Source organism: Paramuribaculum intestinale (assembly GCF_030759015.1).
In the GTDB taxonomy this organism is placed as follows: Bacteria; Bacteroidota; Bacteroidia; order Bacteroidales; family Muribaculaceae; genus Paramuribaculum; species Paramuribaculum intestinale.
This window is the reverse complement of record NZ_CP098825.1, coordinates 2,757,862-2,774,239: the sequence shown is the minus strand read 5'-3', so window position 1 is coordinate 2,774,239 and position 16,378 is coordinate 2,757,862. Positions and strand designations below refer to the sequence as shown.

General features: G+C 51.8%; 12 protein-coding genes. All 12 read left to right on the top strand.

Annotation, left to right across the window (positions count from 1 at the left end; all coding sequences use genetic code 11):
* Positions 1-203 precede the first annotated feature (203 nt).
* Entirely contained in the window at positions 204-542 is a 339-nt protein-coding gene (locus NF347_RS12470; protein ID WP_128702214.1) for a hypothetical protein, read from the top strand.
* 50 nt (positions 543-592) lie between these two features.
* Entirely contained in the window at positions 593-1,270 is a 678-nt protein-coding gene (locus NF347_RS12465) for an acylneuraminate cytidylyltransferase family protein (protein ID WP_107681394.1), read from the top strand.
* Between the two features lie 306 nt (positions 1,271-1,576).
* A complete protein-coding gene (locus NF347_RS12460) occupies positions 1,577-2,872 on the top strand; it encodes a radical SAM/SPASM domain-containing protein (RefSeq protein ID WP_107037041.1) in 1,296 nt (431 codons plus the stop codon).
* Positions 2,873-2,883: 11 nt separating this feature from the next.
* A complete protein-coding gene (locus NF347_RS12455) occupies positions 2,884-5,757 on the top strand; it encodes a porin family protein (protein ID WP_107037042.1) in 2,874 nt (957 codons plus the stop codon).
* A gap of 13 nt (positions 5,758-5,770) precedes the next feature.
* A complete protein-coding gene (locus tag NF347_RS12450; RefSeq protein WP_306254277.1) occupies positions 5,771-7,102 on the top strand; it encodes a glycosyltransferase family protein in 1,332 nt (443 codons plus the stop codon).
* Between the two features lie 80 nt (positions 7,103-7,182).
* Complete coding sequence (locus NF347_RS12445) at positions 7,183-8,898, top strand: tetratricopeptide repeat protein (protein ID WP_306254276.1); 1,716 nt, start codon at positions 7,183-7,185, stop codon at positions 8,896-8,898.
* A 241-nt stretch (positions 8,899-9,139) separates the two neighbouring features.
* On the top strand, positions 9,140-9,478 hold the full coding sequence (locus tag NF347_RS12440) for a hypothetical protein (RefSeq protein ID WP_128702214.1): 339 nt from the start codon (positions 9,140-9,142) through the stop codon (positions 9,476-9,478).
* A gap of 50 nt (positions 9,479-9,528) precedes the next feature.
* Positions 9,529-10,206, top strand: coding sequence for an acylneuraminate cytidylyltransferase family protein (locus NF347_RS12435; protein ID WP_107681394.1), 678 nt, complete (start codon positions 9,529-9,531; stop codon positions 10,204-10,206).
* A 35-nt stretch (positions 10,207-10,241) separates the two neighbouring features.
* Positions 10,242-10,544 carry a hypothetical protein gene (locus tag NF347_RS12430; protein ID WP_133165438.1) on the top strand — a complete coding sequence of 101 codons (303 nt, stop codon included), beginning with the start codon at positions 10,242-10,244 and terminating at the stop codon, positions 10,542-10,544.
* A 20-nt stretch (positions 10,545-10,564) separates the two neighbouring features.
* On the top strand, positions 10,565-11,872 hold the full coding sequence (locus NF347_RS12425; protein WP_107037027.1) for a radical SAM/SPASM domain-containing protein: 1,308 nt from the start codon (positions 10,565-10,567) through the stop codon (positions 11,870-11,872).
* Between the two features lie 245 nt (positions 11,873-12,117).
* Complete coding sequence (locus tag NF347_RS12420; protein ID WP_133165437.1) at positions 12,118-15,027, top strand: porin family protein; 2,910 nt, start codon at positions 12,118-12,120, stop codon at positions 15,025-15,027.
* Between the two features lie 4 nt (positions 15,028-15,031).
* The gene (locus tag NF347_RS12415; RefSeq protein ID WP_107681392.1) at positions 15,032-16,336 is read left to right on the top strand and encodes a glycosyltransferase family protein; all 1,305 of its coding nucleotides are present in this window, start codon (positions 15,032-15,034) and stop codon (positions 16,334-16,336) included.
* Positions 16,337-16,378 lie beyond the last annotated feature (42 nt).

Sequence of the window (16,378 nt, the reverse complement as noted above, 5' to 3'; positions counted from 1 at the left end):
CGAGAACACCCACGCTACAATTCTGATATTCTAATGTTTAACCCCAACTAAAATTTCACCAAACAAAAACTAAATAAAAACTAAAGTCTATATCTGCTGACTATCCTTGAAAATCTGATACATTCGCATCTGTAATAATAAAACAATACAGAAGCATGACGCAACGCATCTTATTTGGGGTTATATGCCTCCTCGGATCATTAATGTTTTCCGTTGCAGCCGAAACGCCAGTAACTCTTTTTCCGGAGTCGGCTCCAGAGACAACAGATCCTATTCCTGATACCAAAGACAAAGGGCATCGCACTGCTCCACGACCCGTTGTATGCATCATCGACACGAAAGCGCACACGATGACGAGTGCCTCGGACAAGGTCAACAACGCCGACACCTTCGAAATATGGGACGCCGACGGGCTGGCCTGCCTACAGGTATTCGACAATAAAGAGACATTTATAGACGCGCTCGCTTCATCCTCAAGCCAGACCGTTGTGATCAAACTGCGTGGCGACGGATACACGCTGACAGGACACATCGATCTCTGACACCTGACAGATTTCCTCTTCACGATCGCCTCAAAAAACTGACAGCCGATATGCCGCGACTGATTTACCTCATACCCATACGCAAAGGAAGCAAGGGTGTGCCCCACAAGAACATGAAGATTCTTGGAGGAAAGCCTCTCGTGGCATGGGTCGTGGACGCGATCACGGCTTCGCACACCGCCGCCGAAATATGGGTGGCCACCGACGACGACCGCGCAGAGCGATATCTCGCAGAGGCGAAGCCACACGTGAGGGTCTACCGACGCAGCGCGGAGTCGGCCACCGACACCGCGCCGGTAATTGAAGTGGTCAGAGAGTTTATCGACGCTATCCGACCCGCTCCAGACGATATGCTCGTGCTCGCACAGGCCACATCGCCCTTCACATCGCCCGACGACTTCCGGCGGCTGCGACAATCCATCGACGCCGCAAAGGCCGACTCCTACATAGCCTGCCTGCGGACAAAACGCTTCGTCTGGAATCACGACGGAACACCCGCAAGCTACCGGCTCGACGCCAAGCCGATGCGTCAGGCATTCAGCGGCACGCTCATCGAAACCGGCGCTTTCTATGCGTCGTCGGTCGGAGCCATCGAACGATCAAGCTCGCTGCTGTCGGGACGCATCGAGATTGTGGAAACATCGCCGGGCACCGACGTTGACATCGACGAATCCATCGACTGGCTCAAAGCAGAGGCTTTGGCTAAAGCCATCACGATGATTCAATAATCAACCCAATTATCAACATATAAAACTTTTAATCATGAAGATTGAAAAATTCCAGTTCATCGAACTGCCCAAACCGGAGATCACAATCTCCGCGTCTGGAACATCCCACATCCTGGGAGGTGTGCTTTGCGAAATCAAGTACACACAATGTATCGGAAACAAAGAGACCACATGCTCGCTGGACTCGCATCTGAACGGTTTTAACAAGGACAGCGATTGCCATGGATCGACCACCGGCTCATCATTCTGCGCCGAACATTCTGCTACCTGTAAGAACTATATCATTCCCTAACGAACCGTCAACACATGGCAGAAAACCGCTTTTCTCGTTTCAACCATCTATTCTCGCGAGAAAATGTCAACCTTCTTTATAATTCCTTGTCCAACGCTTTCGTGGCTTTGGACAAGGAGTCCTTTGATCTGTTATCAAAGCTGCATGCCGGTGACGATACCTCCACACTACCTGAAGACATCAAAGGTATGCTCTTGAAAATAAAAGGCATCGCCGATGATGAATTCGAAGTGAATAAAATCAAATATGTCACTCGTTCCACCCGGTTCGACCACTCACATCTTGCGCTGACAATAAATCCGACTCTCGTGTGCAACTTTGCCTGCCCCTATTGCTTTGAATACGATCACAATGGCAAAACAATGACGACTGAAACCGAGGATCGCATAGTGGATTTTGTCAAGAGCCATAGCGAAGCCAAATCAATGCGCATAACCTGGTTCGGCGGCGAACCGCTTATTGCTTTCGATCGTATTGAAAGTCTTTCTAAAAAACTCATGTCGTTAGACCTTGAATACGATGCGGGAATAATCAGCAATGGTTATCTGGTCAACGAAGATGTGGCAAAACGAATATCACACCTGCATATAACCTCTATGCAGATCACCCTTGACGGACTTAAAGAGCGGCATGACAGCCGCCGGTGTCTTAAAAACGGAGGAGCGACATTCGACAGAATTATATCCTCGATGAAACTCTTACGCGAATTCGCCCCCGACATGCGAATCGGCATAAGAGTAAACATCGACCACGAAAACGATCAGGAATTTATTACTTTGTATAAATTTATCACAGAGGAATTTGATGGTAAAGTAAGCGTGTTTCCAGCCTTTACCGGCGATTCAACGGAAAAGGGTACCTGCAACCTGTACAACAGAAACGAGAGAAGAGAATTTGCCATCAAGATGTTCAATGAACACGGACTGGTGTTTGACAGCTTTTACCCACAATCATTCCGCATGGAATGCGCCATCCGCAAGCGCGCCACGTATGTCATAGGGCCGGAAGGAGAGTTGTATGGATGCTGGAACGATGTAGGAAATCCGTCGAGAGTATACGGTAACATAAGCGAGAATCTGACAAATGAGTCCCTATTCATATCATATAAAACCAAAGCAGACCCTCTCGAAGACCCAAATTGTCTGCAATGCTTGCTGTTTCCTGCATGCAACGGAGGCTGTCCCTATGAGCGCATCAAACGACTCGAACGCGGAGATCCACCCGCCGACTGTCCACTGATTAAAGACAATATTGACAGTCATCTGTGGAATCATTATCTTTGCCGCCAGAAACCAATCCCAAACCCTTAACTTCACAAATCATGAAAAAAATACTCTTTGCCATATTGACTATGCTGGCGGTGGCATTCACTGCTGCGGCCGATGAAAATGCGACACTGAAACTGAAAGCTCACGTGGTAGATGGTCTGACCCTGGAACCGATCAAGAGAGCCAGAGTAGTGCTTCTCGACGCAGCCTCAGGCGATACGATATCGAAGGCAAAGCCAAAGGCCTATTATAAATCGCAGGGCGGCGACATGGTGTTTGTGCTTGACTATATCTGCGAAGTGCCACGCAGTCATGGAAAATATACTCTTGTAGTGGAACACAACGACTACGAGCCGTCAAGCAGCAGCGTGGAAATAGCCCATGTAGGCGGACGCGAAGTGGAGCGTGAACTGCCGGAGATAGCAGTCTACCGCAAGGCCCGACAGCTCGACGAGGTGACCGTAACCGCCTCGAAAGTAAAATTTTACATAAACAACGACACTCTCGTCTACAATGCCGACGCATTTCAACTCGCCAAGGGATCAATGCTCGACGCGCTCATAAAACAGCTTCCGGGAGTGGAGCTTCGCGACGGCGGCCAGATTTACGTAAACGGCAAATACGTCGAAAGCCTGCTGCTTAACGGTAAAGACTTCTTCAAAGGCGACAAAAGGATAATGCTCAACAATCTCGGAGCCTATACGGTGAAAAACGTAGCCGTCTACGACAGGCTCGGAGAGCGCAGCATGCTGGCCGGCCAGGATCTCGGCGACAAAGAGTATGTGATGGACGTCAGGCTCAAACGTGAATATATGAGCGGATATATCTTCAACGCAGAGGCCGGCGGCGGCACTGCTGACCGATATCTGGGACGGCTTTTCGGCATGTGGTACACAACGCGCTCGCGCCTGACGCTCGTTGGAGCGATAAACAATCTCAACGACTCGCGCACCCCCGGACAGAACGACTCGTGGAGCATCACCCGCACGCCAGGCGACTTCCGCACGAAAATGGCCGGACTCGACTATTACGTATCGGCCCGCGACGACAAAAGCTGGGAATTTTCCGGTAATACCACCGCCGAACACACCCGCTCGAACGACATCACCACCACCGACATCACCAACTTCATCCCCTCGGGTGACACCTACGACAACCGATTCGCACACGCCATTGGCCACAATCTCACCCTGACCACAGACAATGAGCTGAAACTGCGCCCCAAAAACAAATATATCTACATAGGCCAACACCTCGACTACACGAAGCGCGACCGCGCATCGAGCCAGATTTCAGGAACATTCAACCAAGAACTTGCCGAAGCTACGGCCTTGCTGCTCGAACAGATTCACAACGGGCAAGCCGTATCGCTTGCCGACAAGACGGTCAACACCAGCGTGCAACGCTCGTCGATGTCGGGTCACACGATGAATGCAAGAGTCAGCGCTTCGGCAGAAGGAAAAATGTCATACAGCCCGGATCTTATCGGCCTGTATGTCGACGCCGCCTACAACGCCAACCACTACGGAGCATTTGATCTCTACGACATTCGCTACGGCAACAGCGGACGTCCCGGAACGACCGACTACCAGTATGCCAAAAACGCTCCCGACCATAAATGGAGCTTGTTTGCCTCACCCAACTACACATACATCTACAACAACAACGGCTCGATCGACATACAGCCGCGATGGAGCATATCGAACCACACCAAGGACTCCTACCTGTATCAACTCGACAGGCTTACCGACATGGGAGTGTTCGGACGACTGCCCGATAACTATCCCACATCGCTCAACCGAGACCAGACATATTTCAGCACCGAGCGGCAGAACCTGGCAGGAGTGCAGCTCACCTTCAACCACCAGGTGGAACTGGACGACGACCGAAGCATCTCCGTCCACTTCAATCCCTCGGTCGACTACCGCTGGCGGACACTCGACTACGAGCAGGGCGACGTCAGCCAGAAAGTGAAGAAAAACGGTCTTGACATATCGGTCATGCAGATGTACCTCATATACAAAACCGGACAACAGCATGTCAAACTCGAATACAAGCGCAACATCCGTCAGGTAGAACTCAACCGTCTGGTCGATGTCACCAACCTGCGCGATCCGCTCAACCTATTCAAGGGAGCCACCGATCTGAAAAACGAGGCTGACAATATCATCAACCTCGAATGGTACAGATATCGGAGCGGCCGACACCGCTACAGCGAGCGTCTGGTGCTGTCGACAGACATCAAGCAGAACGCCATTGTCAACGGCTACAGCTATGATCCGGCCACCGGTGTGCGCACATATCAGGCCTACAACACCTCGGGCAACTGGAACGTAGGACTCAACAACTACTACTCCAAGACATTCGGACAGATCGACCAGTTCACACTCAGCTCAATCACTCAGGCCACATACCTAAGAGCCGCCGACATGGTAGGCTCCGCCGGATCGGAAACGCTCCGCACAGCAGTCAAAAACACCATACTCGGACAGACTCTCGGCCTCTCGTGGCAGATAGGCAAGCATGAACTACGCGTGAACGGCAACGTCAACTGGCGCGACACCAGAGGCACACGCACAGGCTTCAACAACTTCTCAGCCACCAACACCACGGCCACACTGGCAGGCAAAATCGTGCTGCCTTATAATTTCGAACTGTCGAGCGACTTCAACGTCTACACCCGCCGGGGTTATTCCGATCCGTCGCTCAACACCACCGATCTTGTATGGAACGCACGCCTCGCATACTCGACCAATGGAGGACGATGGACCTTCATGCTTGACGGATTCGACCTGCTCAACCAGCTCAGCAACGTCAGCTACAACGTCAATGCACAGGGACGCACCGAAACATACACCAACGTACTTCCACGCTACGCCCTCCTTCACGTGCAATACCGTTTCATGATACAGCCGAAGAAACGTTGACCGATCATTGATCATGCCCGTTAGCCCGACACAGCCCGACACTTTCATTACGGAATTTTTTACACTACTGAAAGATTCCGTAAGAGCATGGATCACAACCAACAAAGAGTCTATTGTGATGGGCGATGTCAATGTAAGTAACTCACTTGAAAGTTACGTCAACTACATCAACTACTCGCTGCGCGATGAATATTGCCGCAGAAGAAGTGAAGGAGAGCGAGCCGAGACAGTCATTGCCTCGCTTATCACGCTTCCACCTCCCGCAGACACCGACGTAATATCTCAGGAACTGCTACCGTTCACATCCGACGCCCGCTCATGGACTGAAGCCTTGTCGCCACTACGCGGCAGAGAGGTGTTTTATGCCAACTTCGAGCGGATGGCCCACTGTCTGATACCATGGATCAGGTCAAGCAGCCAAAGCGCTGTGATCATCAGCGAAAACGAGATAGATTATCAACACATTGGACTACCGCCGGAAATGACTGCCGTCAGATTTCACGATCTACGCATGCGTCTCTACCGAAACGATTTCATCGAAAAATATTTTCCGGTGTTTTACTCTTTTTGCAACACGGTAAAACTGGTCGACTCGATCATTGAGCCACCACGGTTCAGTTGCATTTGCGGATGTCAGGTGATAGGGAAGATCTGGGCTGAAATCTGTGCAGCCCGAGGTGGCGATACGGTTTGCTACCAACACGGATGGCCGGCATTCATGCATGCCGGATTTGTCGACATGCCCTACACGCGCATGATTACATGGGGAGATGAGTTCAACCGTTTATGGCGCAGCTACAATCCGCAGATGGAGTGCCTGACGGGCGGATACCCCTATCCGATCGAAGCCGAAGGAAGCCACCACAGCGTGACATTCTTCCTGCAGGAGCCCTACTTCGTCAGCTCCCACAGAATGGTCGGGCAGATGTATGACCTGATTGTAGCCACAGCCCTACGATATCCCGACATGACGATACAGTACCGGCTCCACCCTGAGTCGCAGATCGACTATCACATCAGGCATCGCCTCGACTCGCTTCCCAACGTCGTGGACGTCACCGACCGGCCACTGCACGAAGTCTACGCTGCCACACGGGTGGCCGTATCGCACTATTCGTCGACCATCATGGAGTGTCTGGCCCACGGATGCTGCCCGCTCGTGTTCAACCCCACGCCCCGATGGCGCTATACCCCCGACCTCGAAGCCGAAAGCATCGGATTTATCTCCACCACGCCCGACGAGTTTTTCGACCGACTCCCCCGCGCCCTCGCCCACCGCATCGCGCCGACCACTGTCGCCCGATGGATCGCACCGCCAAGATGTGAGAGCCAGACAGCTGACTAAGGAATTGTCTAAATCAGCAGCGACTCGTTTTTTGCGCATTGAGGATAAATGATTATCTTTGCGGCATGAGGATCAATGCCATGAACCGCACATTACTACTCATAATCACCACCATTGCGATCATTGCCTGCGGATGCACCCGCCAGCATCCATCCGACCCGCGGCTGCAACGCCTGACGCTGAGCGTCGACACCGAGCCGCAAGCTGCCATCGACTCGCTCGCTGCCATCGACCCGGCGACACTCGGCGACTATGACCGGCACTACTATAATTTCCTCACTGTCAAAGCCCGTGACAAGGCCTACATCGTCCACACCTCCGACAGCCTGATACTCGACGTCATCAACCACTTCGGACGCTCCCCGAAGATGGCGGAGGCGCTCTACTACGCCGGACGCGTCTACTCCGACCTCGGAGACTACCCCACCGCACTCCGATACTTCCACGACGCACTCGACCGCATTTCCGACAACCCGGAAGACAATAACATTCTGCGAGCCAGTATAGCCAGTCAGACAGCACGGTTAATGTTGAACCTGCGAATGTACTCAAAAGCGCTTCCGTTTGCAGAAACAGCGTTGAAATGCAGTCTGAACACCGGGGACTCAATATGCTCAATATACGACAGAACACTCATTGGCAACATAATGGTGCGCACAGGAAATTTCGGGGAGGCTGAAAAGCACTATATTAAAGCACTCAACGTTGCTCGGAATACAAGCACGAAGGATACAATAGAAGCCCTGTCGGAACTTGGAACTCTACAATATGAGAGTCACAATTATCAGAAATCTTACGAAATATTGAGTAAACTGCATGATCAGGCCGAAGTCAATGAGGTGAATTACATACTCGCATATCTTGCTAAATCATGCCTAAAGCTACACAGGGGCGAGGATGCTGCACAATATGCTAAAGAAATGCTGCAAACCGGCTCAGAGAACAATCTACGTATCGCATACTATATACTTGTGCAACCAGAAGTCAGGCAATATCTTGATCCAGACTCCATTGACTATTATTTTGACAAGTATCTTGAAATAACGGAGAGCCACTACAATGCCCACGAACAACAGTCTGCAATTATTCAGGCCTCTATGTATGACTATTCGCTCCACGAAAGAATGCGCCAGCAAGCTGAGAATAAAAAACGTACACTGTCGATCATACTGGCTGTTACCATCTCTGCATTGATGGGCGCGTTTGGTATGATTATGTATCTTCGTTACCGCTATCAAAAATCGAAGACAGATCTTCTTGACGTCAACTATCGGCTTAATCTATTGAATAAAGCATGCTCAATAAAATCATCAAACACACATCACGCTGGCGATACATCACAATCGGAAGATAATATTAACGATGACCAAGAAATTACAGAATACCGAAACGAATTGAATGAATATATCCGGTCGCTAGACCAACTATCGAAAAAACGGTATTCAATTCCAGAAAGCATTCTTTGTTCCGAGGTCTATGCCAAACTGAAGAATGCCATATCTCAGAACAAGACATTAAATGACAACGATCCGATTTGGGACGAGCTTCATGAGTTGATCAAAAAAGTATCACCCGATTTTGATAAAAAAATCCGCACTCTTTCAAGTGGAAGGATTAACATAGAGGAACTACACACCATTTTTCTCATAAAAGCAGGAGTCAGACCATCAGATCAATGTAAACTGTTCGGACGCCACGCATCTACAATCACATTCCGACGCACATCCATCGGAAAAAAAATAATGTGTGGAAAACTCAACCCTTCATTAGTTGACACACTTATTCAAAATCTTTGAATACTTACCAACAGCCATTGGCCATATAAGTATCGCCCCGAGAACACCCACGCTACAATTCTGATATTCTAATGTTTAACCCCAACTAAAATTTCACCAAACAAAAACTAAATAAAAACTAAAGTCTATATCTGCTGACTATCCTTGAAAATCTGATACATTCGCATCTGTAATAATAAAACAATACAGAAGCATGACGCAACGCATCTTATTTGGGGTTATATGCCTCCTCGGATCATTAATGTTTTCCGTTGCAGCCGAAACGCCAGTAACTCTTTTTCCGGAGTCGGCTCCAGAGACAACAGATCCTATTCCTGATACCAAAGACAAAGGGCATCGCACTGCTCCACGACCCGTTGTATGCATCATCGACACGAAAGCGCACACGATGACGAGTGCCTCGGACAAGGTCAACAACGCCGACACCTTCGAAATATGGGACGCCGACGGGCTGGCCTGCCTACAGGTATTCGACAATAAAGAGACATTTATAGACGCGCTCGCTTCATCCTCAAGCCAGACCGTTGTGATCAAACTGCGTGGCGACGGATACACGCTGACAGGACACATCGATCTCTGACACCTGACAGATTTCCTCTTCACGATCGCCTCAAAAAACTGACAGCCGATATGCCGCGACTGATTTACCTCATACCCATACGCAAAGGAAGCAAGGGTGTGCCCCACAAGAACATGAAGATTCTTGGAGGAAAGCCTCTCGTGGCATGGGTCGTGGACGCGATCACGGCTTCGCACACCGCCGCCGAAATATGGGTGGCCACCGACGACGACCGCGCAGAGCGATATCTCGCAGAGGCGAAGCCACACGTGAGGGTCTACCGACGCAGCGCGGAGTCGGCCACCGACACCGCGCCGGTAATTGAAGTGGTCAGAGAGTTTATCGACGCTATCCGACCCGCTCCAGACGATATGCTCGTGCTCGCACAGGCCACATCGCCCTTCACATCGCCCGACGACTTCCGGCGGCTGCGACAATCCATCGACGCCGCAAAGGCCGACTCCTACATAGCCTGCCTGCGGACAAAACGCTTCGTCTGGAATCACGACGGAACACCCGCAAGCTACCGGCTCGACGCCAAGCCGATGCGTCAGGCATTCAGCGGCACGCTCATCGAAACCGGCGCTTTCTATGCGTCGTCGGTCGGAGCCATCGAACGATCAAGCTCGCTGCTGTCGGGACGCATCGAGATTGTGGAAACATCGCCGGGCACCGACGTTGACATCGACGAATCCATCGACTGGCTCAAAGCAGAGGCTTTGGCTAAAGCCATCACGATGATTCAATAATCAACCCAATTATCAACATATAAAACTTTCAAATCATGAAGACTGAAAAATTCCAGTTCATCGAACTGCCCAAACCGGAGATTACAATCTCCGAGTTCGGGATGTCAGAGATTCTAGGCGGAACCTTATGCACTCATTACATTGTATGTGTAGGAACCTCTTCCGACAAAAAATATGATGGAACCTGCAATCCTGGAAGTTACCGCCCGGATTTGGATTGTCATGGCAATCCGATTGGTTGCGAAGGAGGGTTATTCTGCTCAAGTTATTTCCAGCCCTGTATAGGCAATTTGCAAACCACGGATTGTCCCAATTTTTGCGCGGATAAATTCAAATAAACAATTACCTCGATCTTTATATGCTGTCGAAGTATAATGTATTGTTTGACCGGGAGGGCAAGCATCTGCTCTACAACTCTCTGTCAAATTCTTTCGTAGAGCTGTCGGACGAAATGTCCGACGCTCTGCGAAACATGATTGAGCGCAACGAGGTCGATCCGAATGCCGACAAGGACTTGCTTGATATGCTGCGCCAGATCAAAGCGATCGACGTGGACGACGAGTATGAGATCCGGAAGGTGAAATTCCACGTGATGAACGGACGGTTTGACAAAACACGTCTGTCGGTGACGATCAATCCTACACTTGCATGTAATTTCGCATGCCCTTACTGCTTCGAGAAAGATAAGCCGCAGGTGTTCATGACCGACAATACGGAACAGGCCATAGTGGACTTCGTCGGCCGGCACAACGGCATGACGCACCTGAGCGTCACATGGTTCGGCGGCGAGCCGCTGCTCGGATTCGAGCGCATAAAGAGCCTGACCCGCAGATTCCTCGACATGGGCATCAGTTATTCGGCAGGAATGATCACCAACGGCTATCTCATCACCGAAGAAATGGCAAAAAGCTTTGAGGCACTGAAAATCAATTCGGTGCAGATCACCATCGACGGCATGCGCGAGCGGCACGACTCACGTCGCTGTCTGAAAAACGGCGGACCGACTTTCGACAGGATAATCGAGTCGCTGAAACTATTGTCGGAGCATGCGCCCAAGACACGGGTCACGGTCAGAATCAACGTCGATGAAAACAACCATACCGACTATCCGGCTCTGAAAACGTATCTGGCAGATCTGGGACTCCGCAATGTGTTCCTCTCGCCCGGATTCACCTCCGATACCACCGGTACCGGCTATGACTGTATCTTCGACAAGATGAAGCGTCATCAGTTCTACGTGGATATGGTCAGACTTCACGGCTACGACACCAAGCCCTTCTTCCCGATGAATCCGCGCTCGGAATGCGCCGTCAGAAACAGCGCTTCATGTGTCATCGGCCCCGAAGGCGAGCTCTACAAATGCTGGAATGACGTCGGCAACCCCGAGAAAGTGTACGGAAACCTGAAAGATGGCATCAGCGACCAAAATCTTCTGATGGATTATCTGACTGAAGCCGATCCGCTCGAAAACGAAGAGTGCCGGGAGTGTCTGCTCTTCCCGGTGTGCAACGGCGGATGTCCTTATGACCGCATACAGCGACTTCAGCAGGGACGCCCGGAGAACGACTGTCCGATCATGAAGTCGGGCATCGAGGATTATCTATGGCTTCACTACAACTGTCTGAAACAGCATGCCGGAAGCGGGAAGGAATCTTCGGAGCATTAAAATTTCCCGACGTTGATCGATTTTATGGGCGCGCTATTGCAGATTAGATGTTCTTTGGTTAATTTAGTGCCGGATATCTGTGCAGCATAATCTCCATGAGAAAAGCGCCGGACTCCGGCGACAATGTGCGTGTGTTACGGCGGCTATCAACCGATCTACGTTGCGATCCGAGTCTGCTCCACCTATATTCCAACCCTTAAATTCACCAACCATTTATTATCCATTTCAAACCATCAACCACAGCCATGACGACTAAAAGACTCGCTGCAATAGTCATTGCATGCTGCGCCACGATCTTTGCGGCCTCAGCCCAGCAACAGATGCTCACCATACTGATGCATGTCAAGGAAGGATTCGGCAACACGTATCTCGACAAAGGACTGACCATGACGGTGACTGATGCCGCCACGGGCGACACCATCATGATACCCGGAGCCGACGGCAAGCCCGTTCCGGCTGTGTTTGACGCTTCGCAACGATATGTGGGACAGCACTGGTCTACCGGTGTTTATCCTGTGGACGTGAAGGTGCCGCGCGCCAAGGGACGGTATATCATTCTGGTGTCGTATCCGGAGTATGAAACGGAGGAGGTGCCGCTGGTGATAGAGCACATCGGCTCCCGCGAGAACGAACGCAAGCTCCCCGACGTGACGCTCTACAAAGCCCGAAGCCGCAAGCTCGACGAGGTGACCGTAACCGCCTCGAAAGTGAAATTCTACCATAAGGGCGACACACTGGTGTACAACGCCGACGCTTTCAGCCTGGCTCACGGATCTATGCTCGACGCCCTCGTGGAGCAGCTGCCGGGTGTAGAGATCCGCGAGGGCGGTCAGATCTATGTCAACGGCAAATATGTGGAGAGCCTCATGCTCAACGGCAAGGACTTCTTCAAGGGCGACAACACACTTATGCTCAACAACCTCGGAGCATATACCGTGAAAGACATCGCCGTCTACGACAAATATGGCGAGACAAGCCGACTGGCAAACCGTCAGCTCGAAAACGACAAGCAGTATGTGATGGACGTCAGGCTCAAGAAAGAATACGCCAAAGGCTATATACTCAATCTGGAGGCCGGCGGAGGCACATCGTCGCGCTATATGGGGCGTATGTTCGGCATGTGGTTCACCAACCGGTCGCGCCTGACGCTCATCGGAGCCGTCAACAATGTCAACGACAGCCGTCAGCCAGGCAAGACCAGCTCCTGGACTATGACACGCAATCCGGGCGACTTCCGCACAAAGACCGGAGGCCTCGACTATATGGTCAGCGCGGAGGACGGCAAATGGGAGACCAGCGGCAATACTACCATAGAACACACGCGCGCGCTCAACACCTCCACAACCGACCGAACTAACTTCCTCTCCGGAGGCGACACCTACGAGCGGATCATGAGCCGGCAACTCGGCCACGACCTGAAGATCAGCACTTCCAACGGATTCAGCCTTAAGCCGGAGGGAAAATCTCTCCATATCGGCCAAAGCCTGAATTACCGCAAGGACGACCAGCGGGGAGGCTCATTCTCGGCGGCATTCAACCGGGAGTTCGAGGAGTCGACCCGCAAGATACTCGAATATGTCTACTCGGGCCAGACCGGATCGTTTGGCGACCATGTGATCAACACTGTGCTCAACGAAAACCTCCACCGCGGCCATACGCTCGACGCAGGAGGCAATATCTCGGGGAACATGAAGATGCCCTATTCGCCTGATCTTTTAGGATTCTTTGCCTATGGCAACTATAAGGAAAAGAGATATGACGACTTCAGACTCTACGACATCAACTTTGCCGAAACAGGATCCTCAACCGTCGACAACCAGTATATCCGCAACCGTCCCGACCGCGAGCATGAATTAAATGCCGGCATCACTTACAATTATCTCTATTCCCCCGAAGGATCACTGGAGGTAAAGCCTTGCTGGACCTACATGCACTCGCGCCGCAACTCAGCGCTCTATCGGCTTGACCGCCTCTCCGACGCCGGCATGTTCGGGAATCTGCCCGCCGACTACGAAGCTGCGCTTGATCCCGACCAGTCAAACGTCAGTCACGAGTACTCCAACACGACCCAGGCCATATTATTCTGGATGCACAACAAGAAGCTCACTGAATCGAAGCAGATGAGGCTGACAGCCTCCGGAGCCATCAAAGTCGACTGGCGTCACCTCGACTACCGACAGGGAGCAACGAACAGCGCCATCTCGCGACGCGACGCGGAGATAGAGATCGGACAGGCCGGAGCTACATACATGGCCGGAACGAATACTTTCAAGCTCCTCTATAACCGCCACATCGACTACGTGCCGCTCAACCGCCTCGTGGATATCACCGACAGCCGCGACCCGATGAACATATTCCGTGGCGCACCCTCGCTCAAGAACGCTGCTACCAACGGCTTGAATTTCCAATGGATGAAAATGGTCTGGGGGCGTCACCGCTGGTCAGAAAACGTCGATCTGAACTTCCGGTGGATCGACAACGCCCTTGTCAGCGGCTACACCTACGACCCGGCTACAGGTGTGCGCACCTACAGCATGTATAATACCTCAGGCAACTGGCAGGGAACGGCATCACACGGATTCAACAAGAATTTCGGACCGACCGACCAGTTTTCAGTAGGAGCCAACACCGACGCCACCTACGGCAAGTCGGCCGACATGGTGGGATACGGTGAAGCCGCAGTAGAGCGCACCTGGGTGAAGAATCTCACTCTCGGTCAAGGCCTGAAACTGACATACATGAAAGGGCGCAACTACATCACCCTCAACGGACGCGTCGACTGGCGCGACACGCGCGGCAACCGCGACGGATTCAATAATTTTTCGGCCACAACACTGCAGTACGGGCTCACCGGACTCGTCAACCTGCCCAAATCCATCACATTATCCACCGACCTCACCGCCTACACACGCCGGGGATATTCCGATCCGTCGCTCAACACCACCGACGTAGTATGGAACGCACGGATCAGCTATGCCATCCCGGGAGGCAAATGGGTGATAATGCTCGACGGTTTCGACCTGCTCCATCAGCTCAGCAACGTCAGCTACAACGTCAACGCTCAGGGACGCACCGAAACATACACCAACGTGCTTCCCCGCTACGCCATGCTCCACGTGCAATACCGCCTCAATATCCAGCCCAAGAAGCGCTGACTCTATGGATGACGAACGCTATTTCACGGAGTTTTTCGAAACGCTCAAAGCTAAAACCCGCAGCTGGATTCAATCAATCGGACGCCATACGCATCTGGGGCCATACGACCTGTCGTCGGGACTTGGCAACTACATCTACTACATGCATCTGCCTCTCAGAGATACCTACTGCGGCATGCGTAAAAGCGGAATATCCTCATCCGAAGCCATTGATCGACTCGTCGATCTGAAGATGCCGTCAGAGATAGATCTATCGGACGATGCCATAACTTCCGAACCGGAGTTAAACGATTGCGCACGTCAATGGGAAGCGATGCTGCAGCCGCTGAAAGGGAGCAAAGTGTACTATGCCAATTCCAGCCGTATGGCCGAGTATCTGCTGCCATTTCTGCGCAGAGAAAAGGATGGAGCCACGCTTGTGACCGAGAGCGAGATCAGACATGACGCGCTCGATCTGCCGTCGGGCATCACAGTATTGAAATTCGTCGATTCGGGTTGTCGCCTTTATCGCAACAAATTTCTGGAACGGTATGTGCCACGTTTTTTCTCTCATGCTTCCACTCTGCTGCTTTTGGATCATCTTCTGCAGCCGGAGGAATTTTATTGCGTATGCGGATGCCACACCCAATCGAAGATCTGGGCGGCCGCGTTCAATGCGCGCGGAGGAACGTCGGTATGCTATCAACACGGATGGCCGGCATTCATGCATGCCGGATTTGTCGACATGCCCTACACGCGCATGATTACATGGGGAGATGAGTTCAACCGCTTATGGCACAAATATAATCCGCAGATGGAGTGCCTGACGGGCGGATACCCCTATCCGATCGAAGCCGAAGGAAGCCACCACAGCGTGACATTCTTCCTGCAGAAGCCCTACTTCGTCAGCTCCCACAGAATGGTCGGGCAGATGTATGACCTGATTGTAGCCACAGCCCTCCGATATCCCGACATGACGATACAGTACCGGCTCCACCCTGAGTCGCAGATCGACTACCACATCAGGCATCGCCTCGACTCGCTTCCCAACGTCGTGGACGTCACCGACCGGCCACTGCACGAAGTCTACGCTGCCACACGGGTGGCCGTATCGCACTATTCGTCGACCATCATGGAGTGTCTGGCTCACGGATGCTGCCCGCTCGTGTTCAACCCCACGCCCCGATGGCGCTATACCCCCGACCTCGAAGCCGAAAGCATCGGATTTATCTCCACCACGCCCGATGAGTTTTTCGACCGACTCCCCCGCGCCCTCGCCCACCGCATCGAGCCTACTACCGTCGCCCGATGGATCGCACCCCTTACGTAAACGAATATTGAAGACTATATTTAAGAAATAACCATATTAAAT